Annotated in this window: 20 protein-coding genes; 13 read left to right on the top strand and 7 right to left on the bottom strand. The window is 61.3% G+C overall.

All coding sequences use genetic code 11. The annotated features are described in order from the left end of the window. The first annotated feature begins 22 nt into the window (after nt 1-22). Together SM766_RS16440 and SM766_RS16435 are read left to right on the top strand one after the other, a co-directional pair. The gene (locus SM766_RS16440) at nt 23-808 is read left to right on the top strand and encodes an alpha/beta hydrolase (RefSeq protein ID WP_065271685.1); all 786 of its coding nucleotides are present in this window, start codon (nt 23-25) and stop codon (nt 806-808) included. A gap of 209 nt (nt 809-1017) precedes the next feature. Beyond that, on the top strand, nt 1018-2226 hold the full coding sequence (locus SM766_RS16435) for a M24 family metallopeptidase (protein WP_368948480.1): 1209 nt from the start codon (nt 1018-1020) through the stop codon (nt 2224-2226). A 153-nt stretch (nt 2227-2379) separates the two neighbouring features. Here SM766_RS16435 and SM766_RS16430 read toward each other — a convergent pair whose 3' ends face one another. Both SM766_RS16430 and SM766_RS16425 read right to left on the bottom strand, forming a co-directional pair. Beyond that, complete coding sequence (locus SM766_RS16430; protein WP_368948479.1) at nt 2380-3162, bottom strand: hypothetical protein; 783 nt, start codon at nt 3160-3162, stop codon at nt 2380-2382. Between the two features lie 175 nt (nt 3163-3337). Then, nucleotides 3338-5395 carry a putative bifunctional diguanylate cyclase/phosphodiesterase gene (locus SM766_RS16425; protein ID WP_368948478.1) on the bottom strand — a complete coding sequence of 686 codons (2058 nt, stop codon included), beginning with the start codon at nt 5393-5395 and terminating at the stop codon, nt 3338-3340. Between the two features lie 315 nt (nt 5396-5710). Here SM766_RS16425 and pssA point away from each other — a divergent pair, with 315 nt between their 5' ends. The 4 genes from pssA to SM766_RS16405 all read left to right on the top strand — a co-directional run bounded on the left by pssA (nt 5711) and on the right by SM766_RS16405 (nt 8206). Further along, complete coding sequence (gene pssA / locus SM766_RS16420) at nt 5711-6454, top strand: CDP-diacylglycerol--serine O-phosphatidyltransferase (RefSeq protein ID WP_065271682.1); 744 nt, start codon at nt 5711-5713, stop codon at nt 6452-6454. A gap of 31 nt (nt 6455-6485) precedes the next feature. After that, the gene (locus SM766_RS16415; RefSeq protein WP_274833250.1) at nt 6486-7109 is read left to right on the top strand and encodes a class I SAM-dependent methyltransferase; all 624 of its coding nucleotides are present in this window, start codon (nt 6486-6488) and stop codon (nt 7107-7109) included. A 179-nt stretch (nt 7110-7288) separates the two neighbouring features. Continuing rightward, nucleotides 7289-7555, top strand: coding sequence for a hypothetical protein (locus SM766_RS16410; protein WP_368948477.1), 267 nt, complete (start codon nt 7289-7291; stop codon nt 7553-7555). 9 nt (nt 7556-7564) lie between these two features. After that, on the top strand, nt 7565-8206 hold the full coding sequence (locus SM766_RS16405) for a DUF1523 family protein (RefSeq protein ID WP_368948476.1): 642 nt from the start codon (nt 7565-7567) through the stop codon (nt 8204-8206). Between the two features lie 50 nt (nt 8207-8256). Here SM766_RS16405 and SM766_RS16400 read toward each other — a convergent pair whose 3' ends face one another. After that, nucleotides 8257-9834 carry a DUF5928 domain-containing protein gene (locus SM766_RS16400; RefSeq protein WP_368948475.1) on the bottom strand — a complete coding sequence of 526 codons (1578 nt, stop codon included), beginning with the start codon at nt 9832-9834 and terminating at the stop codon, nt 8257-8259. A 140-nt stretch (nt 9835-9974) separates the two neighbouring features. On the opposite strand from SM766_RS16400, the gene SM766_RS16395 reads away from it, so the two are divergent. Beyond that, nucleotides 9975-10793 carry a sulfotransferase family protein gene (locus tag SM766_RS16395; protein WP_368948474.1) on the top strand — a complete coding sequence of 273 codons (819 nt, stop codon included), beginning with the start codon at nt 9975-9977 and terminating at the stop codon, nt 10791-10793. A 313-nt stretch (nt 10794-11106) separates the two neighbouring features. Here the strand turns inward: SM766_RS16395 and ilvD are convergent, their stop codons facing one another. Continuing rightward, nucleotides 11107-12951 (bottom strand): dihydroxy-acid dehydratase, encoded by a 1845-nt coding sequence (gene ilvD / locus SM766_RS16390; RefSeq protein WP_274835600.1) that lies wholly within the window; start codon nt 12949-12951, stop codon nt 11107-11109. A gap of 111 nt (nt 12952-13062) precedes the next feature. Further along, on the bottom strand, nt 13063-14244 hold the full coding sequence (locus tag SM766_RS16385) for a benzoate/H(+) symporter BenE family transporter (RefSeq protein WP_368948473.1): 1182 nt from the start codon (nt 14242-14244) through the stop codon (nt 13063-13065). A gap of 123 nt (nt 14245-14367) precedes the next feature. On the opposite strand from SM766_RS16385, the gene SM766_RS16380 reads away from it, so the two are divergent. The 5 genes from SM766_RS16380 to SM766_RS16360 all read left to right on the top strand — a co-directional run bounded on the left by SM766_RS16380 (nt 14368) and on the right by SM766_RS16360 (nt 18709). Further along, on the top strand, nt 14368-14970 hold the full coding sequence (locus tag SM766_RS16380) for a helix-turn-helix domain-containing protein (protein ID WP_368948472.1): 603 nt from the start codon (nt 14368-14370) through the stop codon (nt 14968-14970). 121 nt (nt 14971-15091) lie between these two features. Beyond that, entirely contained in the window at nt 15092-15961 is an 870-nt protein-coding gene (locus SM766_RS16375) for a DMT family transporter (protein ID WP_368948471.1), read from the top strand. 43 nt (nt 15962-16004) lie between these two features. Beyond that, nucleotides 16005-16481 carry an SsrA-binding protein SmpB gene (gene smpB, locus SM766_RS16370; RefSeq protein WP_065271673.1) on the top strand — a complete coding sequence of 159 codons (477 nt, stop codon included), beginning with the start codon at nt 16005-16007 and terminating at the stop codon, nt 16479-16481. Between the two features lie 192 nt (nt 16482-16673). After that, a complete protein-coding gene (sseA, locus tag SM766_RS16365; RefSeq protein ID WP_368948470.1) occupies nt 16674-17525 on the top strand; it encodes a 3-mercaptopyruvate sulfurtransferase in 852 nt (283 codons plus the stop codon). Beyond that, the gene (locus SM766_RS16360; RefSeq protein ID WP_368948469.1) at nt 17525-18709 is read left to right on the top strand and encodes an amino acid aminotransferase; all 1185 of its coding nucleotides are present in this window, start codon (nt 17525-17527) and stop codon (nt 18707-18709) included. Before sseA ends, SM766_RS16360 begins: the two co-directional genes overlap by 1 nt. A 509-nt stretch (nt 18710-19218) precedes the next feature. Here SM766_RS16360 and amt read toward each other — a convergent pair. Continuing rightward, nucleotides 19219-20538, bottom strand: a complete 1320-nt coding sequence (amt, locus tag SM766_RS16355) for an ammonium transporter (protein WP_065271669.1) — start codon at nt 20536-20538, stop codon at nt 19219-19221. Nucleotides 20539-20563: 25 nt separating this feature from the next. Beyond that, a complete protein-coding gene (locus tag SM766_RS16350; RefSeq protein WP_065271668.1) occupies nt 20564-20902 on the bottom strand; it encodes a P-II family nitrogen regulator in 339 nt (112 codons plus the stop codon). A 269-nt stretch (nt 20903-21171) separates the two neighbouring features. Here SM766_RS16350 and SM766_RS16345 point away from each other — a divergent pair, with 269 nt between their 5' ends. Further along, entirely contained in the window at nt 21172-23418 is a 2247-nt protein-coding gene (locus SM766_RS16345) for a transglycosylase domain-containing protein (protein ID WP_368948468.1), read from the top strand. Nucleotides 23419-23485: the final 67 nt, after the last annotated feature.

Here is a 23485-nt window from a genome sequence, read left to right as displayed (position 1 = left end):
ACAACAAACCGGGGAGACTGCCATGGAACTGGACGACGCCTATGCCAACGGAGCCTATATCGCGGGGGCCGATGATTACCCGCCGCGCTGGGATGCCTCGGCCGAGGATTTCCGCAACAGCCTGCACGAGCGCGCCCAGCTCGACATTCCATACGGTCCAGGCGATCGAAACAAGTTCGACCTCTTCCTGCCCGAAGGTACGCCCAAGGGTGTCTTCATCTTCGTGCACGGCGGCTACTGGCTGAGGTTTGACAAAAGCACATGGTCGCATCTGGCGGTAGGTCCGCTGGCGCATGGCTGGGCCGTGGCAATGCCGTCCTACGACCTGTGCCCCGATGTCTCCATTGCCGATATCACTCGGCAGGTGGCCTCGGCGGTGGTACATATCGCCGAAGAAGTGGACGGCCCCATCGCCCTGGCCGGGCATTCTGCCGGGGGGCATCTGGTCGCCCGCATGCTGGACCGAGCGCTGCTGCCCGAGGATGTAGGCGCACGCCTGAAAACAGTGATCCCAATTTCGCCGCTGTCGGATCTGCTGCCGCTGTTGCGAACCTCGATGAACAAGCAATTCAAGATGGATGCCGAGGCCGCCAAGGCCGAAAGCCCGGTGGAGATGCAGGACCGCTATGACGTACCGGTCACCGTTTGGGTCGGCGCCGAGGAACGCCCGGCCTTTCTGGATCAGGCGCAATGGCTGACCGATGCCTGGGCGACGGATCACGTCATCGCCTTTGGCAAGCATCATTTCAATGTCATCGACCCGTTGGCGGATCCCGACAGCGACTTGGTGGCGCTGATCGTCAATTAGGCAGCCCTGCCGATCTGCGCCGCACCAAGGCACGACCCGGGCAGGGCGGCGCAGAAAACACTTGCCAGCGCCCCGATTCCGCAGCATGTCTGGGATCAGGGCCGGGCGATGGCGTCGCCGCGTGAGGGAGTTCTCACGGGACCCTTACTTAGACACAAAATCTGTCCTGTACGCCGGGACCTTTCTTGTAAGAAAAGGAAGGATCCAGCATGACTGCACGTCCTGACATGTACCGTTTTCACAATGGCGAAAGGGCGCCGTTGCAATTCCCCGTGGCCGAGTATGAGGCGCGCATTGCGGGCCTGCGCAAGATCATGGAGCAGGCAGGCGCCACCGCCGCCGTCTTCACGTCGATGCATAATATCTCTTATTATTCGGGGTTTACCTACTGCGCCTTTGGCCGTCCCTACGGTCTTGTGGTGACCGCCGATGCCGCCGTCACCATCAGCGCAGGCATCGACGCGGGCCAGCCCTGGCGCCGCTCTTTCTGCGATAACATCACCTATACCGACTGGCAGCGCGACAATTTCTGGCGTGCGATCCTGTCGGTTTCTGGCCCCTGCGCAACGGTGGGCTACGAGAGCGATCACCTGACCCTGCTGCAAAAGGGCAAGCTCGAATCCTTCCTGCAACCGGCTGAGATGATTGATCTTTACGAGCCGACCATGCGCCAGCGCATGCATAAATCCGCTGCCGAGATCGAGATGATCCGCGCCGGTGCTGCCGTGGCCGATGTGGGCGGCTATGCCATCCGCGATGCGATCCGCGAAGGGGTGCGGGAGATCGACGTGGCGATGGCGGGACGCGATGCGATGGAGCTGGAGATCGCCAAACGCTTTCCCGATGCCGAATACCGCGACACCTGGGTCTGGTTCCAGTCGGGCATCAACACTGATGGCGCCCATAACCCGGTGACTGCGCGCAAGCTGCAGCGCGGCGATATCCTGTCGCTGAACACCTTTCCGATGATCTCGGGCTATTACACCGCGCTGGAGCGGACCCTGTTCGTCGGAGAGGTCGATCCCGACAGCCTGAAAGTCTGGGAGGCCAACGTCGCCGCCCATGAATACGGCATCTCGCTGCTAAAGCCCGGCGCCAGCTGCGCCGAGATCACCCACAAGATCAACGCCTTCTTCGAAGAACGCGATCTCCTGCAATACCGCACTTTTGGCTACGGGCACTCCTTTGGCGTCCTGTCCCATTACTACGGGCGCGAGGCGGGACTGGAGCTGCGCGAGGATATCGAAACGGTGCTGGAGCCGGGAATGGTCATTTCGATGGAGCCGATGCTGACCATCGCGGAAGGCAACCCCGGAGCGGGCGGCTACCGCGAACATGACATCCTGGTGATCACCGAGGATGGCAACGAGAACATCACCGGCTACCCCTACGGGCCGGAGTTCAACGTGGTCGGGTAACGGGGGCCGAAAGGCTCAAGAGTCGGGGGGTGACATCCGGACACCCCCCGTACACAGGCTGTGCATCCCTCAGGCAGAGCGAGTATTTCACCGGTTGAGACAATGATGGCCTCCGATCGCGGCAAGCCCCGTCCAGAGCCGTGGGGGGTCGCCTCAGACTTTCTTGTCCATTTTGAGGGTGCCGTTCTCACTATACTCGGCCATGTTGCCACCGGCAGAATGTGCAATGGTTTCGCCGCGGTAGGTCATGTCAAATGAACGGATCCCGACCTGCCCATCTTTGATTTCAAAGATCGGCTCATCGATCCCGAATGTTGCAGAGAGAATCTCGGATTCCACGACGAGACGCATTCTGCTGGCTTCCAAGTTATCTTGCGTCCGTGCTTCCTGCATCTTCATATGCGCATTGAACTCATCATACCCTTCAACGGGCTCGAAGTTCGTACCGGAGTACTCTCCGCCAACGGTTGGATCTCCATTGCCATAGGTATTGATGGCCTCGGCAAAGCGCTGCAACGCAGACAAAGTCCTGCTCGCGTACTGCAGAGCTTCCTCTTTGCTGGAAAAGTTGACCGGATTTGCGCCATCCGCCTGCACTGACTTGTAGGTCGAGACTGAACGCGAGTTGACCTGAAGGTTGAACCCGTTTTCATCGGCAAAACGTGCCTCCTGGACGGATACCTCCTTACCCGCCTTGAGTTTCTCAACGTCAACCCCGCCTATGGACCCGCCCAGGGATTCGGCGATTTTGATCATCCGATCATAGCCTTCCGCGATTTGAGACGCTTGGGATATCTCAGGTGTCTTCGCCTCGGCTCTTGCTTCGTACCTCTCTTTAAGTTGTAGCAACGCGTCCGACGGCGGTGGTTGCTGGGCTTTCATAGCCTCTACATCGAAGAACTTTACGTTAATCAAATATGATGCTGGAAATTGCATGGTTGGTCTCCTTTCCGTCACTAGGATAATCGAGCGAACGTAAAGAGTGCATTGCGGCCATAGGTTGTTTTGTGGTTTCCAGATCAGCCAGGTATTTTTGTGGTGACTACACAGTTTCTTGCCAAGGAAATAACCATATCACGGAGGCTGGGGCAGGCAGGCCGCAGTCCAGGGGTTATGCGGCGTTTTTCTCGCCGTCCACTGCCGCATTGCAGGCAATCCGGCGCATGTCGTCCCGGGTCATCGGCTGACCGAAGTAAAAGCCCTGAACCGAGGTGCAGCTTTCTGCGCGCAGGAAGCTGAGTTCGTCTTCGACCTCGACCCCTTCGGCAAGAACCGGAATGTCCAGCGCGGCCCCAAGCAGCAGAGTGGAGCGCACGATGGCAGCGCGCTGTGCGTCCTTGTGAACGTCTTGCACGAAACTGCGGTCGATCTTGATCTTGTCAAAGGGGAAGGTCTGCAACATCGACAGCGACGAATACCCGGTGCCGAAATCATCCATGGCGATGCGAATGCTCAGCTCTTTCAGCTTGTGCATCACCTTCAGCGTATGCGCCTGATCGTCGATGATGCTGGCCTCGGTGATTTCCAACTCCAGGCGTTGCGGGTCCAGACCGGTTTCAAACAGGTTGTCCATCACGTCTTCGACAAACGAGGGCTGCACCAGCTGTTGCGGCGCCACATTGACGGCAATGCTGTAGGGGTGATCCCATTGCGCCGCCTCGCGGCAGGCCTCCCGCAGCACCCAGGCGCCGATATCGCGCACCAGGCCGGTTTCTTCTGCCACCGGGATGAACTCATCCGGGGACACCCGACCACGCGTCGGATGGTTCCAGCGCAAGAGCACTTCGAACCCCACCGGCGCCAGCGTTTCCAATGTGTTCTGGAGTTGATACACCAGTTCGAATTCATTGTTCTGCAGTGCCAGACGCAGGTCATGCACCAGCTGTGTCTTGTCCCGGCTACGGCGGTCCATTTCCTCGTCGAATTGGCAGATCGGCGTGTTTGCTTCTGACTTGGCCCGATACATCGCAACATCCGATTTATGCAGCAACTGGTTCGGATCACGCCCGTCTTCCAGCGTCGATGCAATCCCGATCGACGCCCCGACCCGCAACGAGACTTCCTCCAGGTCGATGGGCTCTACTATGGCGGCATGCAGACGCTCTGCAAAGCTCTGCACCTCTTCGATGCGGCGGAACCCCAGTTTGATGGCGACAAATTCGTCGCCGCCAACCCGCGCGATGTATTCGCCTTCACTCTTTTGCTCATTCAAGCTCTGCGAAACTCGGCGCAACACTGCATCTCCAATCGCATGGCCATGCAGATCATTCACCTCCTTGAACAGATTGAGGTCGATCGTCAGCACCGCCGCCTTTGCGGTCTCATTTTCAGTCAGCTGCGTCTGCAGGGCATCCAATTTGCGGGTCAGCCACATCCGGTTGGGCATGCCGGTCAGCGGATCATGCAGGGCCGCATGAGTGAGTTGGGAACGGGATTCCCCTTCGAGATTGACCTCAATACTCGCAGAGGCGATGGCGATCAGCAGAATGATCCCTGTCACTCCGAAGATCAGCATGGCCATGGCGGTATCCGAAATTGTCTCGGTCGGCACCTCAATTGAGGAATCCAGCCGGATCTCGATGGCGCTCATCCCGGTGAAATGCATAAGACAGATCGCCAGGACCATGGCCCCCGCTGGCCATAGCCGCCCGGCCACCCCGCCCAGGCGTTGGACAATCAAACCATAGCTGAGTGCGCCAAAACCCGCGCCCAGAAGGACAGAGGCCACCAGATGCGGAAGGCTCCAGACAATCGTTCCGGGGAGCAAATAGGCGTTCATGCCAGTGTAATGCATCGCCGTCACGGTCAGCCCGAACACCGCCCCCGCTGCACAGGCCGCAACCCGGCCGCGCGCATAGGCCAGCCCGGTGTTTGCAGCCAGTGAACCGATGACGCCGACCAGAAGCGATACACCAGTCAACACCGGCTCATACCCATGCGCATAGCCCGGGTCATAGGATAGCATCGCGATAAAATGGGTCGACCAGATCGTGGCCCCGGTGATCAAACCGGCAAGGGGCAGCTGAACCAGGCGGCGCATGCCCGTCCACTGGGTCAAACGGGTGGACATATGTGTGGAGAGCACCGAACCGATGACGCAAATAAAAGCAGCCACGGCAACCAGGCCATAAATATGCTCCTGGGTGATACAGTCCAACAGACGATACATGAACCAAGTCCTCGGGTCGTATATGAGATTCAGTCTCTTGTCCCGTTGAACGGTTAACAAAACAACCGTGATTCAGCTCGCCCCAGAGATAACATGAGTATCATTGTAATATTTAAAAAGTGATCATCCGCCATCCTGCCTTGGCGGGCTATGGTGGAAACGGCTCTCCGACCCCTCCCATTGCACGCTCCCTCGCAATCGGGCATAGGAGGGGGAACCCTCCTGTATTGTGCAGGCTGGGGCGGGCAGGGGGCTATGCAGTCCTGTGCCGCCCCAAGGATCCCTAACCGAGCCTTATAGACTGACCTCCGCCCCATGGACGATCTGCCCAAGAAGACCAAGAATGAATTCGCTCTGATCCAGCTTCTCCCCAACATCATGACGGTGGGGGCGATCTGTGCGGGGTTGTCGGCGATCCGGTTCGGGGTGCAGGGCAATTACGTGCTGGCGGTGCAGCTGATCCTGCTGGCGGCGCTGCTGGATGGTCTTGACGGGCGGTTGGCGCGGGCCTTGGGCAGCGACAGCAAGATGGGGGCCGAGCTGGATTCGCTCGCGGATTTCCTGAACTTCGGCGTCGCGGCGCCTTTGGTGATCTATTTCTGGGCCTTGCAGGACATGCGCAGCGCCGGCTGGATCTCGGTGCTGGTGTTCTCGGTCTGTTGCGTGGTGCGGCTGGCGCGGTTCAACGTGGCGGCGAAATCGGATGAGCCGGTCGTGGGCGAACGCCTTGGCTACTTCACCGGCATCCCTTCGCCTGCCGGGGCACTACTGGCGATGCTGCCGATGTTCGTCTCCTTCTCCTTCTCCGGCGGGCTGGTCGTTCCGGATCTGCTGATCTGCTTTCACATGGTTGTCATAGGTTTCCTTATGATCAGTCGCATCCCGACCTGGTCGCCCAAGGCGGTGAAGATCAGCCGGGAGAATGTGAAATATTTCCTGGTGGGCTGTGCCTTTGCCGGGGCGGCGGTTCTGACCTATGCTTGGACGACGCTGGTTGTGTTGTGCCTTGTTTACGTGGTTTTGGTGGTCTGGGGGCTGATCCGAAAGGTACCGGATTGAGCGGGTAACAAGAAAACGGGGAGGCACGGGATTGGAACTGAAGGCGGTTCAATCATCCTACGCGCGCTGGGCGCCAATTTATGACAGGACATTCGGGGCGGTTACCAATGCCGGGCGGCGCCGGGTCGTGAACTATATCAACCGGCGCGGCGGCAGCGTGCTGGAGGTTGGCGTTGGCACCGGGCTGTCGCTGCCACATTACGGCGCGGATCTGCGCGTCACTGGCATCGATTTCAGCACCGAAATGTTGGCAAAGGCGGAAACCCGCGTGGCCGAGATGGGGCTGGCCAATGTCGCCGGGTTGCGGCAGATGGATGCCCGCGATCTGGATTTTCCCGATGCCTCCTTTGACACTGTGGCGGCGATGCATGTGCTGTCGGTGGTGCCCGAGCCGCAAAAGGTGATGGCTGAAATCGCCCGGGTGCTGAAACCCGGCGGCGAGGTGGTGATCAGCAACCATTTCAAAAGCACCCAGGGCGTTCTTGCCTCGCTTGAGAAGATATCGGCCCCCTTTGCCAATGTGCTGGGCTGGCATTCCGATTTCGAGATCGGGACCATCCTTGGCGAAGAAACGCTCAGCCTCAAGGAGCAGGAAAGCCTGCCGCCCTTTGGGATGATGACCTTTCTGGTGCTGAAGAAAGCCCGCCAAAACTAATCCAGTGCCCGAACTGCTTGCTTCGGATGGGCGGCGGGCGCCCCTGCGCCCTTGTGCGGCTGGCGGGATTGGCATCGCGGCAAAAACGCTTATGTTCGAAGGGGTAAGCCAGCGCATTGGCCGGGCTCTGCCGCAGGGCAGCGCCACAGGGTTGGGCCGCGTTGGGGCTGGGGGCGGTGATGTTAGGCTTTTTTCGGCTGTTTTTGTTTCTGATGATCGGGCTCACGGTGGTCTACGGCGCCGTGTCGCTCTATTCGCGGGAAATGCGCCGGGCCAAATTGAAACGCCGCTGGGCCGAGAAGGGCTTGACCGGAGATCGCGCGGCCTTCATCCAGCGGGGGTTGCGGCAGTATGACCATTCGTTCCGGCGTCGGCTGATCCTGCTTGTCTATGTGGTGCCGCTGGGGTTGATTGCGACACTGATCTATATGGTCAATTTCAGATAGGAGGCCTTTATGGGCTACATCAAATGGGGATTTCTGATCACCGTCTGGCTGCTGTTCGGGGCCTTCCTGCACTATACGTTGCCGCAGTATGACGTGGTGCGGATCGTCAACACCTACGAGGAACGTCAGGAACTGAATGACTGGACGCGGATGTTCTGGTCGACGCCGGACACCCAGTCGACCGAGCAGAGCAACCGGGATGTGCAGTTCATTCAGGCGGTGCGTCCCGATGGCAGCGCGATCGTTTACCGGAACGAGGACACCGGTTGGAACTGGCCGCCCTATTTCAAATTCGACACCGCCAATCTGTATACCGAGGCCAATGACGCGATCTCAAACAAGGCCGCGCCGGAATGGGTGGCGGTGCTGCACTATGGTTGGCGCAACGAATTCCTGTCGGCCTTTCCCAATGCAGTGGGGATCAAGCCTGTTTCTGGGCCGGATGACAAACCTCTGAACTGGGTCAGCATCCTGATCCTAGTGCTGATTGCGGCGCTATTCTGGGCCATCTACGTGCGCTGGCGCCGCTTCCGCCGCAACCGGCTCGACCCGATGATCGATGATGTGGAAGACAGCCTTTATGCCGCTGGCGACGCCATATCAGAGCGCCGCAGCAGGCTGCGCCGCTGGCTTGGTGGCGGCAACAAGTGATCCTGTTCGCCGCGCCGGGGGTGCGGGGTGGCCCTTCCGGTTGAGGTCGATTAATCGCTGAACAGATCTGGGTTCTGGCTGATGTCTTTGGCCTGCTCCGCCGTAATGCCAAACACCCTGGCCAGTTTGGCGACCTTGTCTTCTGCAGAGTCCGTCTCGTGCAGGGTGACGAAGGGATCAAACCCGGCATCCCGGATCCGGTCGGTTTCATGCAGGATATCATTGCGGATGGTCGGCAGAATCCGGTCTAGGGTCTGTTTCGGTGTCTGCACTCCGACAAGGCCAGATCGCTGGGCATGGGCGATCAGATATTCATCGGTGAAATCACAATCGAGGTGAAGCACCTGCGTCACTGAGCGGTCAGAGGCGAAGTCATTCATCAGTTCCAGCCCCGAGGGATCTATGCAGACGATCAGCCGGTTGCTGTCGTAATATTCAAACAGCATGCGCATCAGGGCGCGGCGGTGGCGGGTGCGTTTCCACAGCGAGGCTTCGATCCCGCCAAGATCGGGCAGGGGCGTGTCTTCCTCGTGAAAGAGATAGGCGATGGCCGGAACCTCGGTGCGCTCGTTGACTTGCCGGATCAGCCTCTTGGCCACATGCCATTTCTTGCACACGACCATGGTCAATTCCCGCTCCCGCCCCAGGCTGCTTTCGGTTTCCCAGAACCGCGGTGCAAAGCGGCGTCCGTTGCGACCGCGCTGGGTAAGAAACTGGAACAGGCTGCGCCCCTCGTTCGAGATCTGGAACTCTACGCCCTCGGCCGCGTAGAGCCGCCCGAGACGGCGTTTCAGATCCTTGGCATCCGGGCTGATCTTGCGAGCAAAGAGGAAATCCTGGCTCAGCAGCAGATCGTAGTGATCGTTGTAGAAATTCACCGGCATTCCGTAATCGGTGAACATCAGAAAGGTGAGCGTGCGGCACTGGATCTCATCGCCCGGGATCAGGTGGCGGACCAGCGTCTGGAAAAAGGTCTCATCCGGGATCCATGTGGTGCGGAAGAAGCGGACCACATCGCGCCGCTCCCGCACGAATTGCAGGATCGCCTCAACAGTGCGGCGGCGCAGGCACCACCACTGGCTGCCAATCTGAACCTGAATGTCCGAAGGCACCGCGCGGTGCAGGCGGAGTTTCTTCTGAAGGTTATGACTCCATTCGAACAGAGCCTTGTTCTTGCGTTCGTTGAAGACATGCCGGTAGATCAACCGGTCTTCCTTCATGCCGGTCTTAATCCAGTCGCTTTCGAAGAAGTCAAAGCTTTCGATGAAGTCGAAATCGTTCTGATCCAGATAGTCATGCGCGTACTGGGCGGTCTTGATCGCCATGCAATCGCCCGAGAGCATGTAGAAATGGGTGGCGCGGGGGAAGTTGTCGGCGGCGGTACGCATGGCCGCAAGGGTGGCGCGGACCAGCGACCATTCCCCCCAGCCGCATTTGATGCGTCGCCGCGGAAAGCAGACATTGGGATTGTCGTCGAGGGCCGCGCGGATCTCGGCATAGTCTTGATCGCTGGCGCGGCCGTCGAAATGGATCACCATGTAATCGCCGACCGCCGTCAGCCGTTCGGCCTGCTGGATGATCGCCTCGGGGTCCTTATGGCAGAGCAGTATATATGCAATTTTTGCCATTCTGACGACGGTACGCCCCTGTTTTGCCGGATTGTCTTCTTGATAAAGCTCGGAGCTGTTTGAAGAAACAAGATTATTTGTCTTTTGGTCGCGATGTGGTCATTGTTGCGTCGAGTGGACAGGAACGGAGTTGGTTGCGGATGGGATTCCCAGGAACCTGGATGACCGAGAGCGAAAGCGTGATTTACCGGGTGGTGCCGAAATGCGCCTGTTCGACCATCGGTCAGATACTCTATTATTCCGATCACGGCAGGTTCTTTGATGGCGATATCCACGATTCAAAGGAAGGCCTGCACAAATGGGCGCAGGAGGCCAGCCAGGAGCCGATCAGCCGCAATGTGCTGGGCCAGCGCACCTATGCCTTCACCTGCGTGCGCAACCCCTATACCCGGGTGCTCAGCTCCTTCTTTGACAAGATCTGCGGCATCCAGCGCAACGGCAAGCGCTATCGTGGCAATCTGGTGCCACGGCTGGTCTATGATTACGGGATCGAGGTCGGCGGCGAGGATGGCCAGCAGGAGTTCGACCAGATCAAGAGCTTCCGGCGGTTCCTTTTATTCGTGCGCGATACCATCCGGTTCCGGCGGCCGATGGAGCCGGATATCCACTGGTCGGCGGCCTCGGGGCATGTGTCGACCTTTATCGTGAATGGCGGACGCTACAACAAGATCATCTGGACCGAGGACTTCAACGACGGCATGAGCCAGGTTCTGGACGCCATCGAGACGCCGCATCCCGTGGACCTTGCCGCAATCCCGCGCTTCAACGAAAGCGAAGGCCATGGCCCCAAACGCGCGCATCCGGTGGAGGATTATTTCGACGATCTGTCGATGCATCTGATCTATGAGATCTACAAGCGCGATTTCGACTTGTTCAAATACGATTTTGAAAACCCCGCCAACAAGATGCCCACCGGAGAGATCGATCTGGACGAGGTGCACGCCAAGCTGGGCGACTGATCGCGCTGCTTTTTACGCAGCGAAAGGGAAGGCTCCCGCCCATCGTCGGGCATTGAAAATGCCCATCCGCTGGTTGGGCGTGGCGCCGCTGGCGCGGCGCGCAGGGGGCTGAGAAGCGGTTGAGGGGCAGGTCTGCCCTCAACGCGCCCTATCGATTTTCTTTGGGCTGGGCGCGTCAAGGGTGAACCGCGCGTGCCGCGCGGCGGCCGGGCCGCCCTTGACCCGGGTTGCAGATGCTGCGGTCGAAGGCCGGATAAGAAAAAGGCCCCTCAGCCGGGTTGGCGAGGGGCCTTCGTCATTCATTCAGAGGCGGTCACTCGTCGTCTGGCAGCGCGCGCACGGCGCCCTTGGCGGCGCTGGTGGTCAGCATCGCGTAAGCCTTGAGTGCAGTCGAGACCTTGCGCTTGCGCGGTTTCGCTGGTTTCCAGCCAGCGGCCTCTTGCGCGGCGCGGCGGCTGGCGAGTTCCTCGTCCGAAACGGCCAGGTGGATTGAGCGGTTGGGGATGTCGATCTCGATGGTATCGCCCATCTGCACCAGACCGATTGCGCCGCCTTCGGCCGCTTCGGGGGAGACGTGGCCGATGGATAGACCCGAGGTGCCGCCGGAGAAACGCCCGTCGGTCAGGAGGGCGCAGGCTTTGCCGAGACCCTTGGATTTAAGGTAGGAGGTCGGGTAGAGCATTTCCTGCATGCCCGGACCGCCGCGCGGGCCCTCATAGCGGATCACCACCACATCGCCTTCCTTGACCTTGCCGGTCAGGATGTCGCTGACGGCCTGATCCTGGCTTTCGCAGACATAGGCCGAGCCGGTGAATTTCAGGATGCTTTCATCGACGCCCGCGGTTTTCACGATGCAGCCATCAAGCGCGATATTGCCGAACAGCACCGCAAGGCCGCCGTCCTTGGAGAACGCGTTTTCGACCGAGCGGATGACGCCGCCCTTGCGGTCGGTGTCGAGTTCCTTGTAGCGGTTGGATTGCGAGAAGGCCTCGGTCGTGCGCACGCCGCCCGGCGCCGCCTTGAACAGCTCTTCGGCCTCGGGGTTGTTGGCGACCTTGACGTCCCATTTGGCGATGGCTTCGCCCATGGTGCTGGAGTGTACGGTGGAACAGTCATCGTGCAACAGACCGGCGCGGCTGAGTTCGCCGAGGATCGAGAAGATGCCGCCAGCGCGGTGCACGTCTTCCATATGGACGTTCTCGATGTTGGGGGCCACCTTGCACAGGCACGGCACCTTGCGGCTGAGCCGGTCCATGTCGGACATGTCGAAATCCACCTTGCCTTCATTGGCAATGGCCAGGAGGTGCAACACGGTGTTGGTGGAACCGCCCATGGCGATGTCGAGGCTCATGGCGTTTTCAAAGGCCTCGAAGGTGGCGATTTCGCGCGGCAGCAGGCCTTTTTCCTCGCCCACATAGTGGCGTTTGGTGATGTCGACGATCTTGCGGCCCGCCTCCAGGAACAGGTTCTTGCGGTCGGCGTGGGTGGCCAGGGTCGAGCCGTTGCCAGGCAGGGCGAGACCCAGCGCTTCGGCCAGGCAGTTCATCGAGTTGGCGGTGAACATGCCCGAGCAGGAGCCGCAGGTGGGGCAGGCGTTTTCCTCGATATGCTGGACCTGTTCGTCGCTCAGTGTGTCGCTGGCGGCGGCAACCATGGCATCGACGAGGTCGATCTTCTTGGCATCCAGATCGGCGATGTCGATCTTGCCCGCTTCCATCGGGCCGCCGGAGACGAAGATCACCGGGATATTGAGACGCATGGCGGCCATCAGCATGCCCGGCGTGATCTTGTCGCAGTTGGAGATGCAGACCATGGCATCAGCGCAATGGGCGTTGACCATATATTCCACGCTATCCGCGATCACCTCGCGCGAGGGCAGCGAGTAGAGCATACCGTCATGGCCCATGGCGATGCCGTCATCCACCGCGATGGTGTTGAATTCCTTGGCAACGCCGCCTGCGGCCTCGACCTCGCGGGCGACCATCTGGCCGAGATCCTTGAGGTGGACGTGACCTGGCACGAACTGGGTGAAGGAGTTGACGATGGCGATGATCGGCTTGCCGAAATCATCGTCTTTCATACCGGTTGCGCGCCAAAGGCCACGCGCGCCGGCCATGTTGCGTCCATGGGTGGAGGTTCTGGATCGGTACATTGGCATGTGGCTATTTCCCCTTTTTACCCTCAGGGACATGATTCGCGAAACAAACGCAATAACTGAGGGGCGATTTTGGTTATTTTGCTCCGATTTCCGGGGCGGTTGCGGAATGGGTTATGCGGGTTTTCTGAATGTCACCGACGGGCGGCTCAGCGTGAGGTGACAGACCAGGCCGATCAGCAGGGCCCAGAAGGGCGCGCCGATCCCGAGGAAGCTGATGCCCGATACCGTGCCCATGAAACACAGCAGTGCCGCCTCGCGCCCTTCGGTCGGGGTCAGCGCATGGGACAGCCCGTTGCCGATGGTCGACAAGAGCGCAAGGCCTGCAATGGTGGCGACCAGCGCGTGCGGCGCGATCAGGAACAGGGAAATCACGGCGGCGCCGCCCAGCCCCACGAAGCAATAGACCACCCCGGCGGCCACCACGGCGAGGTAGCGGGTGTCTGGATCCTCATCCGCTTCGGGTCCGGCGCAGATGGCGGCGGTAATGGCGGCGAGGTTGAAGGCATAGCCGCCAAAGGGCGCCAAGATCAGCGAGGCGATCCCGGTCACCGTCAGCGCAGCCGAAACCGGCGGAACGTAACCTGCGCTGCGCAGGGTCACCACACCGGGCATGTTCTGGGAACACATGGTCACGATATAGAGTGGCAGGCCAAGGCCGATCAGCGCTGAAAGGGTGAATTCGGGCATCACCGCCTCGGGGGTGGCGAGAGACAGGTTCAGCTGCTGCAGGTTTCCGAAGCTGTCGGTTGCGGCGGCCCAGATGACACCCGCCAGCAGAACCAGCGGGATCGTGTAGCGCGGTGCATAGACCTTGCCGATCAGAAAGACCGCGCCCATCACCGCGACCAGCCAGACGTCTTCTTCAAGCGAGGTGAACGCCTCCAGCCCAAAGCGGAACAGGATACCAGCCAAAAGCGCATTGGCCAGCGTATCGGGGATCAGCCGCGCCAGCCTCTCGAACCAGCCGGTGAGGCCGGTGAGCGTCAGCAAGGCGGCGCAGAACAGAAAGGCGCCCGTGGCCTCGGGCAGGGTGGTCGCGCCACCGCCCACCGCCAGAAGAGCGGCACCGGGCGTGGACCAGGCGGTCAGAACCGGCAGGCGGAACCACAGCGACAGGATCAGGCTGGTGATCCCCATGCCAAGCCCGAGGGCCAGAAGCCAGCTGTTGGCCTGCGCCTGGTTTGCCTCCAGCGCCGCGATGGCCTGAAAGATGATCGCCACCGAACTGGTGTATCCGACCAGAACGGCGACGGCGCCTGCCGTGATATGAGAGAGTTTCAGCTGCGGCATCATGGGGATCTTGAATGGGGTTTTCCCGGGCGTCGGGCTCTTGTAGGGTCAGTTTGTGCGTTATAGCGTACATTATCTTCTGTGCGCTATAGCGCACAAGGCTTTTTTGAAGAGATCGACAGACCGATGCCAACGCAGCCCGCGTCCCCGCCTGTAAGCCCCGCGTCCCCGCCGGTAAGTGAAGACAAGATTTCGCAGAATTTGAAGCAGATCCGGGCCGAGGCCGGTTTCAGCCTGTCGCGGGCAGCCGAGGTGACGGGAGTCTCCAAGGCGATGCTGGGGCAGATCGAACGAGGCGAATCCAGCCCTACCATCGCCACGCTCTGGAAGATCGCCAAGGGGTTTCACTTGCCGCTGACCGCTTTGATCGAGGATAGCAGCCAGCCCAAGGTTCTGGGCGAGAGCGTGTTCCGCACGGTGCAGTTTCCCGGCAGTATTGCGGTCAAGATCGTCTTTCCCTTTGATCCCAACCTCGGGGCCGAGACCTTTCACGTGCGCCTGCGGCCGGATCAGTGCCACCAGTCCCAGGCGCATGACGCGGGCGTGACCGAAGAGGTCTTTGTGCTCGAAGGGCCTGTGGAGGTGCTGAGCGATGGGGCTTGGGTGCGGCTCGACGTCGGGGAGGGGCTGCGTTTTGCGGCCGATCAGCCCCATGGGTACCGTGCCGGGCCGGACGGGGCGGCCTTTCTCAACATGCACCATTATCGCAGACCGGATCCGACTGGCTGACCAGGTCCTGCGCCCGCAAAGGTCACAATTCCGTAAGAGGGGACACGGCAGTGCTTGCCGAAGTCTCACCTTGCGACTAGGGCTGTGGCAGGGACTTAAAAGCCGATTGGGGGAGGCACCGATGGAAACGCTGCGCGGCAGCCTGTTGATGGTGCTGGCCATGGGGGCCTTTGGGCTGGAGGACATGTTGATCAAATCGGCAGCGCAGGCGCTGCCGGTCGGGCTGATTCTGGTTTTCTTCGGTCTTGGCGGTATGGTGCTGTTTGCACTGGTGGCGCGTGCGCAGGGACAGGCCTTGTGGCACCCGGCCTTTTGCACGCGCGTGATGCTGCTGCGTTCTCTGTCAGAGGTCGTTGGTCGTCTGTGTTTTACCCTGGCCCTTGCGCTGACGCCGCTGTCCTCGGCCTCGGCCATCCTGCAGGCGACGCCGCTGGTGGTCGCGGCGGGCGCGGTGGTGTTCTTTGGCGAAACGGTGGGCTGGCGGCGTTGGCTGGCGATTCTGGTCGGTTTCGCCGGGGTTCTGATCATCCTGCGCCCCGGGGTCAGCGGCTTTGAACCGGCCTCGCTGTTCGCCGTGGCCGGAACGCTGGGCTTTGCCGGGCGGGATCTGGCAACGCGGGCGGCGCATGTGTCGATGCACAACAGCCAGCTCGGTATGCTGGGTTTTGCCATGCTGGCAGTAGCGGGCATTATCGCGCTGGGCTGGACCGGGCTTGATGGGCTGGGTGACGGGGCGCTGACCGATCCGGGCGTCTGGCTGGATGTGGCCTGCGCCACGGTGATCGGCGTGATCGCCTATGGGGCGCTGACCGGCGCCATGCGGCTGGGCGAAATCTCGGTCGTGGCGCCCTTCCGCTATACGCGGCTGGTCTTTGCCATGGTGCTGGGCATTCTGGTCTTTGGCGAGCGGCCCGATACGCTGACGCTGATTGGCAGCGCGGTGATCGTGGCCAGTGGTGTCTTTACCCTGATCCGCAGCCGCAAAGCCTGAGTCATCTTGCGTCCGGTCCCGGGCGCGCTTACATCTGCCTGCCATGGCCAAGCAGAAATCAGACCCGAACTACAAAGTGATTGCCGAGAACCGCCGGGCGCGGTTCGATTACGCGATCGAGGAAGATCTCGAATGCGGGATCGTTCTTGAGGGGTCGGAGGTGAAATCCCTGCGCGCCGGGGGGGCCAATATCGCTGAATCCTATGCGACCGTCGACGACGGGGAGCTGTGGCTGGTGAACTCCTATATCGCGCCCTATGCGCAGGCCAAGGTGTTCAAGCACGAGGAGCGCCGCCGCCGTAAGCTGCTGGTGTCGCGCAAGGAGCTGGCACGCCTGTGGAATGCGACGCAGCGCAAGGGCATGACCCTGGTTCCGCTGGTGCTCTACTTCAACCACCGGGGCATGGCCAAGATGAAGATCGGCATCGCCAAGGGGAAGAAGAACCACGATAAGCGCGAGTCCCAGGCCAAACGCGACTGGTCGCGCCAGAAACAGCGGCTGCTGAAGGACGCGCGCTGACGCCAATACCCTGCGCTGCCGGAACCATCCTTCGGGACAGGGACGAGGCAGGCCCGGCGGGCCGTTTGTCGCCACGGCACCACGTTTGGTGCATGTATCAGGGAAATATTGTACCGGAACAGCCGCTTCTCTTGCGACTCCGCGCGGTGGGCTGTACCCATGCGCCAGCGAACCTGAGGGGAGGCGTTTTTGATGGATGATCCGAAAACTCTTGTGTCAACCGACTGGCTGGCAGCCCATCTGAAGGATCCCGATCTCAGGATTCTGGACGGGTCATGGTATCTGCCCAATGAGAACCGCGATCCCAAGGCGGAATATGACGCGGCCCATATCCCCGGCGCGCGCTTCTTTGACATCGATGATATTTCGGACCACCGGTCGGAACTGCCCCATATGGTGCCACCGGTCGAGAAGTTCATGTCGCGCCTGCGCGCGATGGGCGTGGGCGACGGTCATCAGGTGGTGGTCTATGACGGCGCCGGCCTGAAATCGGCGGCCCGTGTCTGGTGGCTGTTCCGGCTGATGGGGCAGATGAATGTCGCTGTGCTGGATGGCGGTCTGCCGAAATGGCAGGCCGAAGGGCATCCGGTCGAAGACCTGCCGCCGATGATCCGCGACCGCCACATGACCGTGCGGGTGCAGAACCAGCTGGTTCGCGATGTGACGCAGGTCTCTGCGGCCGCCAAGCTGGGCGATCATGAAATCATCGACGCCCGCGCGGCCAAACGGTTCCGCGGCGAGGTCCCGGAACCGCGCGAAGGGCTGCGCTCGGGCCATATCCCCGGCTCGAAGAACGTGCCCTATGTGACCCTATTGAACCCCGATGGCACCCTGAAAGACGCAAACGGCATTCGCGCCACCTTTGAAGGCGCGGGTGTCGACCTTGCGAAACCTGCCATCACCACCTGCGGCTCGGGTGTGACCGCCGCCGTTCTCAGCCTGGCACTGGAGCGCATCGGCAAGACCGATCACGCGCTTTATGATGGATCCTGGGCAGAATGGGGCGCCTTCCCGACCCTACCCGTTGCAACCGGAGAGAACTGATGTTCGAGACCCTGAAACCCCAGCCAGCGGACAAGATCCTGGCGCTGATGCAGATGTACCGCGAGGACACGCGCGCGGATAAGATCGACCTTGGTGTCGGTGTCTACAAGAACGCCGAGGGCGTCACCCCGGTGATGCGCGCGATCAAGGCCGCCGAGCACAAGCTGTGGGAAGAAGAAACCACCAAGGCCTATACTGGCCTCGCGGGTGATCCCGGCTATGCCGATGTGATGATCAAACTGATCCTGGGTGATAGCGTGGCGCGTGGAAACATTGCCGCCGCCGCCACCCCCGGCGGCACCGGTGCCGTGCGCCAGGCGTTCGAGCTGATCAAGATGGCCAACCCCAAGGCACGCGTTTTTGTGTCGGACCCGACCTGGCCGAACCACATCTCGATCCTGAAATACGTTGGCATCGAGACCGTCACCTACCGCTATTTTGACCGCGAAACCCGCGGCGTGAACTTTGACGGGATGATCGAGGATCTGAAGGGCGCCGAGAAGGGCGACGTGGTGCTGCTGCACGGCTGCTGCCACAACCCCACCGGGGCCAACCTAAACACCACCCAGTGGCAGGAGGTGATCGACCTTCTGAACGCGCGCGGTCTGATCCCGATGATCGACATTGCCTATCAGGGCTTTGGCGACGGTCTGGAAGAAGACGCAGCGGGCGTACGCATGGTGGCTGCCCAGACGCCCGAATGCCTGATCGCGGCAAGCTGCTCCAAGAACTTCGGCATCTACCGCGAACGCACCGGCCTACTGATGGCGGTTAGCCAGGACGGCAGTGCCCAGGCGCTGAACCAGGGCACGCTGGCCTTCCTGAACCGGCAGAACTTTTCCTTCCCGCCGGATCACGGCGCGCGTCTGGTGACGATGATCCTGAACGACGACGCCCTGCGCGCCGATTGGGCATCCGAGCTGGAAGACGTGCGTCTGGGCATGCTGGGCCTACGTCAGCAGCTGGCGGATGAGCTGCAGCGCCTGAGCGGCTCGGACCGCTTCGGCTTTATCGCGCAGCACCGGGGTATGTTCTCGCTGCTCGGGACCACGCCCGAGCTGGTCGAGAAAATGCGGGTCGACAACGGCATCTACATGGTGGGCGACAGCCGCATGAATATCGCGGGTCTCAACAAGACCACGGTGCCGCTGCTGGCCAAGGCGATCATCGACGCGGGCGTCTAAGCCGCGACGGTTTCGTACTGAGAATTGAGATTACAGGAACGCGCTCCCGATCCGGGGGGCGCGTTTTTTGTTGCGCAGACTTGGGGCAGGGGCTCCCGCGCCCGCAGGTGCCTTGCCTCTGGCAAGACCCCTTGGCGGCCTTGGGCGTGGCGCCGCTATCGCGGCGCAAGGGATTTCGCTGAGAAGCGGTTTTAAGGGCAGGTCTGCCCTCAAACGCGCCTTGACCATTGTGAACAGCAGCGCACCGCGCCTCAAGGGAACCTCGCGCCTTGCGCGAGGCCGCTGGTGCGGCCCTTGACCCGCGGTGCGCTTTGATGGGCGGGGCTTTGGCGACAGATGAGAGCAGCAGGCGCCGCGTCAGCGGCGCCGGGCCCAACCGCAAAGGGACAATCTATGACTGTGCCGGAGCGGGCGGGAGGGTTCACTCGATGCTGGGGGAAAGGGGACTAGGCAAAGAAAAACGCGGCCCCGAGAGGCCGCGTTCCTAGATCTGTGTCAGGAGGCTGGGTTTAGCCTGCCTTGAACTCCGGATAGGCTTCCATGCCCAGTTCCGCCATGTCGAGACCGTTGATCTCGTCTTCTTCGGTGACGCGGATGCCCATGGTTGCCTTCAGGATCAGCCAGACAATGCCGGAGACGATGAAGGTGAAGGCGCCGATGGCAACGAAGCCGGTGATCTGGGTCACGAAGGAGGTACCTTCGGTGTAGAAGGGAACCGCGAAGGTGCCCCAGAAGCCTGCGACCAGGTGCACCGGGATGGCGCCGACGACGTCGTCGATCTTCAGCTTGTCCAGCATCGGCACAACGAAGACCACGATCACACCACCGACGGCACCGATCCAGAGCGCGCCGAACAGCGAGGGATCAAGCGGACCCGCGGTGATCGACACCAGACCGGCCAGGGCGCCGTTCAGGGTCATGGTGAGGTCGGGCTTCTTGAACATGACCTGGGTCAGCAGCAGGGCAGCGACAGCACCAGCGGCGGCAGCCATGTTGGTGTTGGCGAAGATGCGCGACACGTCGGTCACATCACCCACGGTGCCCATCGCCAGCTGCGAGCCGCCGTTGAAACCGAACCAGCCGAGCCACAGGATGAAGGTGCCCAGGGTCGCCAGGGCCAGGTTGGAGCCGGGCATCGGGATGGTTTTGCCGTCTTTGTACTTGCCGATACGCGGGCCGAGGATCAGAGCGCCTGCGAGGGCTGCGAAACCACCTGCTGCGTGCACCAGGGTCGAGCCGGCGAAGTCGGAGAAGCCCATTTCGGACAGGAAGCCGCCGCCCCACTGCCAAGAGGCTTCGATCGGGTAGATCACGCCGGTCAGGATTGCGACGAAGATCAGGAAGGGCCACAGCTTGATACGCTCGGCCAGGGTGCCGGAGACGATCGAGGCGGTGGTGGCACAGAACATCAGCTGGAAGAAGAAGTCGGAGCCAACCGATGCATAGTCGAGCGAGGCATCCGCTGCCGCCAGACCAACCGGTTCAAGCGAGGTGATGGAGAACCAGGGGCCCATCACGCCCGAGATCACCCAGTCGCCGGGGTACATTAGGTTGAAACCGATCAGCCAGTACATGATGGCCGCGATCGAGAACAGCGCGATGTTCTTGGTCAGCTGCATGGTCACGTTCTTGGAACGCACCAGGCCTGCTTCGAGCATGGCAAAGCCTGCAGCCATCCAGAACACCAGGAAGCCGCCGATCAGGAACAGCAGGGTGGTAAAGATATAGGGGTTGATGTCGGGGGTTTCTGCTGCCGCGTCCTGCGCCAGTGCCAGGCCCGGAAGGGCGGCAAAGGCCGTGGCGGCAAGAGAGAGTTTCAGTTTACGCATCTGTATTTTCCTCCGAAATGGACGCTTAAAGCGCCTCGAGGTTGGTTTCGCCGGTGCGCACCCGCACGGCCTGTGCCACATCCAGGACAAAGATCTTCCCATCGCCGATCTTGCCGGTGCGGGCGGTGGACGAAATGGTGTCGACCACCTGATCCGCCAGCTCCCCTGGCACCACGATTTCCAGTTTGACCTTAGGGACGAAGTTCACTTCGTATTCCGCACCACGGTAGATTTCCGTGTGGCCCGCCTGGGCTCCAAAGCCTTTGATTTCCGTCACCATCAGACCTGAAACGCCGATTCCGGTCAGCGCTTCGCGGACCTCCTCGAGTTTGAAGGGTTTGATGGCTGCTATGATCATTTTCATCTCGACACCCTATTTCTGGACCACTTAGGCCGCTCCATTCGCACCTGCAGCAAAGCGGCCACCCCGAGTCGGGGGAACCGGAAGAGCCTGTTTGCAGGGCGGAATGGCGGCCTCGGGCCTAATTATTTTGCTTAAAAAGTGGTCAATGCCTGCATTTTGAGCGTTTTGAGGAGGGAGTTTCCGGCAAAACTGCCCCTCTACAAAGCAGTGGGATCGGTTTATTGTCGCCAAAACGGGCAAACCGGGCAGGACACTGGCAGGATACTGACATGGCACAAGGATCAGGGCGCAAGCCGCTGGTGGCGGATAAACGCTATCCCAAAAGCAGATCCGGCAAAGGGGCAAAGCCCGCGCGCCGGGGCGCACGAAAAGGCAGCTCTGGTGGTGGGATCTTTGGGTTTCTCTTCGGGCGCCGAAAACCTGCCGCAGCGCCCAAGAAGGCTGCGCCGCGGAAAAAGGCAGCAGCGACGCGCAAACCAGCCCCCAAACGCAAACGCGGGCTGATCGGGACCCTGCTGGCACCGTTTCGATGGCTGCTGCGTCTGGTCTGGGGCTTTACCTGGCGCGTTGGGCTGATCTGCACTGGCATCGTCGCCCTGGCGGTCGGCTATCAATACATGAAGCTGCCCGAGGTGACGCAGCTGCTGGATGGGCGGGCGCGTGGCTCGGTCACCCTGCTGGATGCCAAGGGAGAGGTCTTTGCCTGGCGCGGGGATCAGTTTGGCGGCGTCGTCACCACACAGACCGTGTCGAAACACCTGAAGAACGCGGTGGTCGCCACCGAGGACAAGCGGTTCTACCGTCATTTCGGCGTCTCGCCGCGCGGGATTGCCAGCGCGGTGCGCATCAACCTGAGCGAAGGGCGCGGTCCACTGTCCGGACATGGCGGCTCGACCATCACCCAGCAGACGGCGAAGCTGCTATGCCTTGGCGAGGTCTATGACCCCGAGGTCTGGGAAAGCGAACGCGCCTATGAGGCCGATTGCCGTCAGGGCTCCCTTTGGCGCAAGGCGACCGAGGCGGTCTACGCCATGGCGATGGAGGCCAAATACACCAAGGACGAGATTCTCTCGATCTATATGAACCGGGCCTATATGGGCGGCGGCGCCTATGGCGCCGAGGCGGCGGCGCAGCGCTATTTCGGAAAATCCGCGAACCAGCTGAACGCGGCCGAGGGTGCGATGATCGCCGGTCTTCTGACCGCGCCGTCTTCGCTGGCGCCGACCAATAATCTCAAACGCTCGCAGGACCGCGCCGCCACCGTGCTGCGCCTGATGAACGAACAGGGCTATCTGACAGCCAAGGAAACCCAATACGCGCAAAGCCACCCCGCAGAGCTGAGTGAAGCTGCCGAGGCGCGGGCCGGGGGATATTTCGCCGATTGGGTGATGGATACGATCCCCAGCTATTTCGGCGATCAGACCACCGAGGACGTCGTGATCCGCACCACATTGGACCAGCGCCTGCAGAAAGCCGTGGAAGGCGCGGTGGATCATGTTTTTGAGAACAAGGTGCGCGAAGGGTCAAAGGCTCAGGCCGCCATTGTGGTGATGAGCGCCGATGGCGCCGTGCGCGCCATGGTGGGCGGGCGCAAGACGCGGGTGTCCGGCGTCTTCAACCGCGCCACCCAGGCGAAACGGCAGACGGGCTCCGCTTTCAAACCCTTTGTCTATGCCACGGCGCTGGAGCTGGGATACTCGCCGCTCGACCGAGTGCTGGATGCGCCTTATTGCATGGATATTCCGGGATCGGGCGAATGGTGCCCGCAGAATTATACCCGCAAATACTATGGCGAAATCACCCTGACACAGGCGCTGCGGGATTCGCTGAATATTCCTGCGGTGAAAATTTCCGAAGCGGTGGGCCGCGATCTGGTGCGCCGGGTGGCTGGCGATTTTGGCATCGACAACGAGATGGCTGAAGGTCCGGCGCTGGCGCTTGGCGCTTCGGAAAGCACGCTTCTGGACATGACCGGCGCCTATGCCGGGATCCTCAACGGCGGCTCTTCGGTGACGCCCTATGGGGTGACCTCGCTGAGTCTTGTGGAAGACAGTGAACCGCTGATGGGCTCCAGCGGCGGTATGGGAGAGCGGGTGATCCGCACCAAGGCGGCGCAGCAACTGGTCTGGATGATGGAAAAGGTGATCGCCGAAGGCACGGGACGGCGGGCGCAGATCCCTGGCTGGCAGGCGGCGGGTAAGTCCGGCACCACCCAGGCGGCGCGGGACGCCTGGTTCATCGGCTTCACGGCGGATTACGTCGCCGGGGTCTGGATGGGGTATGACGACAACACGCCGCTGACCGGTGTGACCGGAGGCGGGCTACCGGCCGAGATCTGGCACGAGGCGATGGTGCGGGTGCACGAGGGCCTGGAGCCGAAACCGCTGCCGATGCAGGCGCCGGATCCATTGCCCACGCCGCAACCCTCAGACAGGGATCAGCGTCGCGGCCCCCGGATCGGTCAGGAGTTAGGCCGCGCGGTGGATGGCATCCTGAGGGATATCTTCGGCAACTGAGCTGGCGCCCCCGGCGGGCTGGCGGGGAGAGGTCGCGGCGTCTCGTGCAGCCGCGATGCCGCGACCA

Origin of the sequence: Pseudophaeobacter sp. A-200-2 (assembly GCF_041008815.1) — a bacterium.
Classification (GTDB): Bacteria; Pseudomonadota; Alphaproteobacteria; order Rhodobacterales; family Rhodobacteraceae; genus Phycobacter; species Phycobacter gallaeciensis_A.
Note: the sequence above shows the minus strand (reverse complement) of the source record. Positions and strands in the feature narration are given on the sequence as shown.

Bases quoted from the DNA above. Each gene is read 5' to 3' on its own strand.
- SM766_RS16385 (WP_368948473.1), bottom strand. From the start codon at position 14,244: ATGATGCCGCAGCTGAAACTCTCTCATATCACGGCAGGCGCCGTCGCC.
- SM766_RS16425 (WP_368948478.1), bottom strand. From the start codon at position 5,395: ATGTATCGTCTGTTGGACTGTATCACCCAGGAGCATATTTATGGCCTG.
- SM766_RS16345 (WP_368948468.1), top strand. From the start codon at position 21,172: ATGGCACAAGGATCAGGGCGCAAGCCGCTGGTGGCGGATAAACGCTAT.
- sseA (WP_368948470.1), top strand. From the start codon at position 16,674: ATGGATGATCCGAAAACTCTTGTGTCAACCGACTGGCTGGCAGCCCAT.
- SM766_RS16435 (WP_368948480.1), top strand. From the start codon at position 1,018: ATGACTGCACGTCCTGACATGTACCGTTTTCACAATGGCGAAAGGGCG.
- SM766_RS16375 (WP_368948471.1), top strand. From the start codon at position 15,092: ATGGAAACGCTGCGCGGCAGCCTGTTGATGGTGCTGGCCATGGGGGCC.
- amt (WP_065271669.1), bottom strand. From the start codon at position 20,538: ATGCGTAAACTGAAACTCTCTCTTGCCGCCACGGCCTTTGCCGCCCTT.
- pssA (WP_065271682.1), top strand. From the start codon at position 5,711: ATGGACGATCTGCCCAAGAAGACCAAGAATGAATTCGCTCTGATCCAG.
- SM766_RS16440 (WP_065271685.1), top strand. From the start codon at position 23: ATGGAACTGGACGACGCCTATGCCAACGGAGCCTATATCGCGGGGGCC.
- SM766_RS16360 (WP_368948469.1), top strand. From the start codon at position 17,525: ATGTTCGAGACCCTGAAACCCCAGCCAGCGGACAAGATCCTGGCGCTG.
- SM766_RS16405 (WP_368948476.1), top strand. From the start codon at position 7,565: ATGGGCTACATCAAATGGGGATTTCTGATCACCGTCTGGCTGCTGTTC.
- smpB (WP_065271673.1), top strand. From the start codon at position 16,005: ATGGCCAAGCAGAAATCAGACCCGAACTACAAAGTGATTGCCGAGAAC.
- SM766_RS16410 (WP_368948477.1), top strand. From the start codon at position 7,289: ATGTTAGGCTTTTTTCGGCTGTTTTTGTTTCTGATGATCGGGCTCACG.
- SM766_RS16380 (WP_368948472.1), top strand. From the start codon at position 14,368: ATGCCAACGCAGCCCGCGTCCCCGCCTGTAAGCCCCGCGTCCCCGCCG.
- ilvD (WP_274835600.1), bottom strand. From the start codon at position 12,951: ATGCCAATGTACCGATCCAGAACCTCCACCCATGGACGCAACATGGCC.
- SM766_RS16350 (WP_065271668.1), bottom strand. From the start codon at position 20,902: ATGAAAATGATCATAGCAGCCATCAAACCCTTCAAACTCGAGGAGGTC.
- SM766_RS16430 (WP_368948479.1), bottom strand. From the start codon at position 3,162: ATGCAATTTCCAGCATCATATTTGATTAACGTAAAGTTCTTCGATGTA.
- SM766_RS16395 (WP_368948474.1), top strand. From the start codon at position 9,975: ATGGGATTCCCAGGAACCTGGATGACCGAGAGCGAAAGCGTGATTTAC.
- SM766_RS16400 (WP_368948475.1), bottom strand. From the start codon at position 9,834: ATGGCAAAAATTGCATATATACTGCTCTGCCATAAGGACCCCGAGGCG.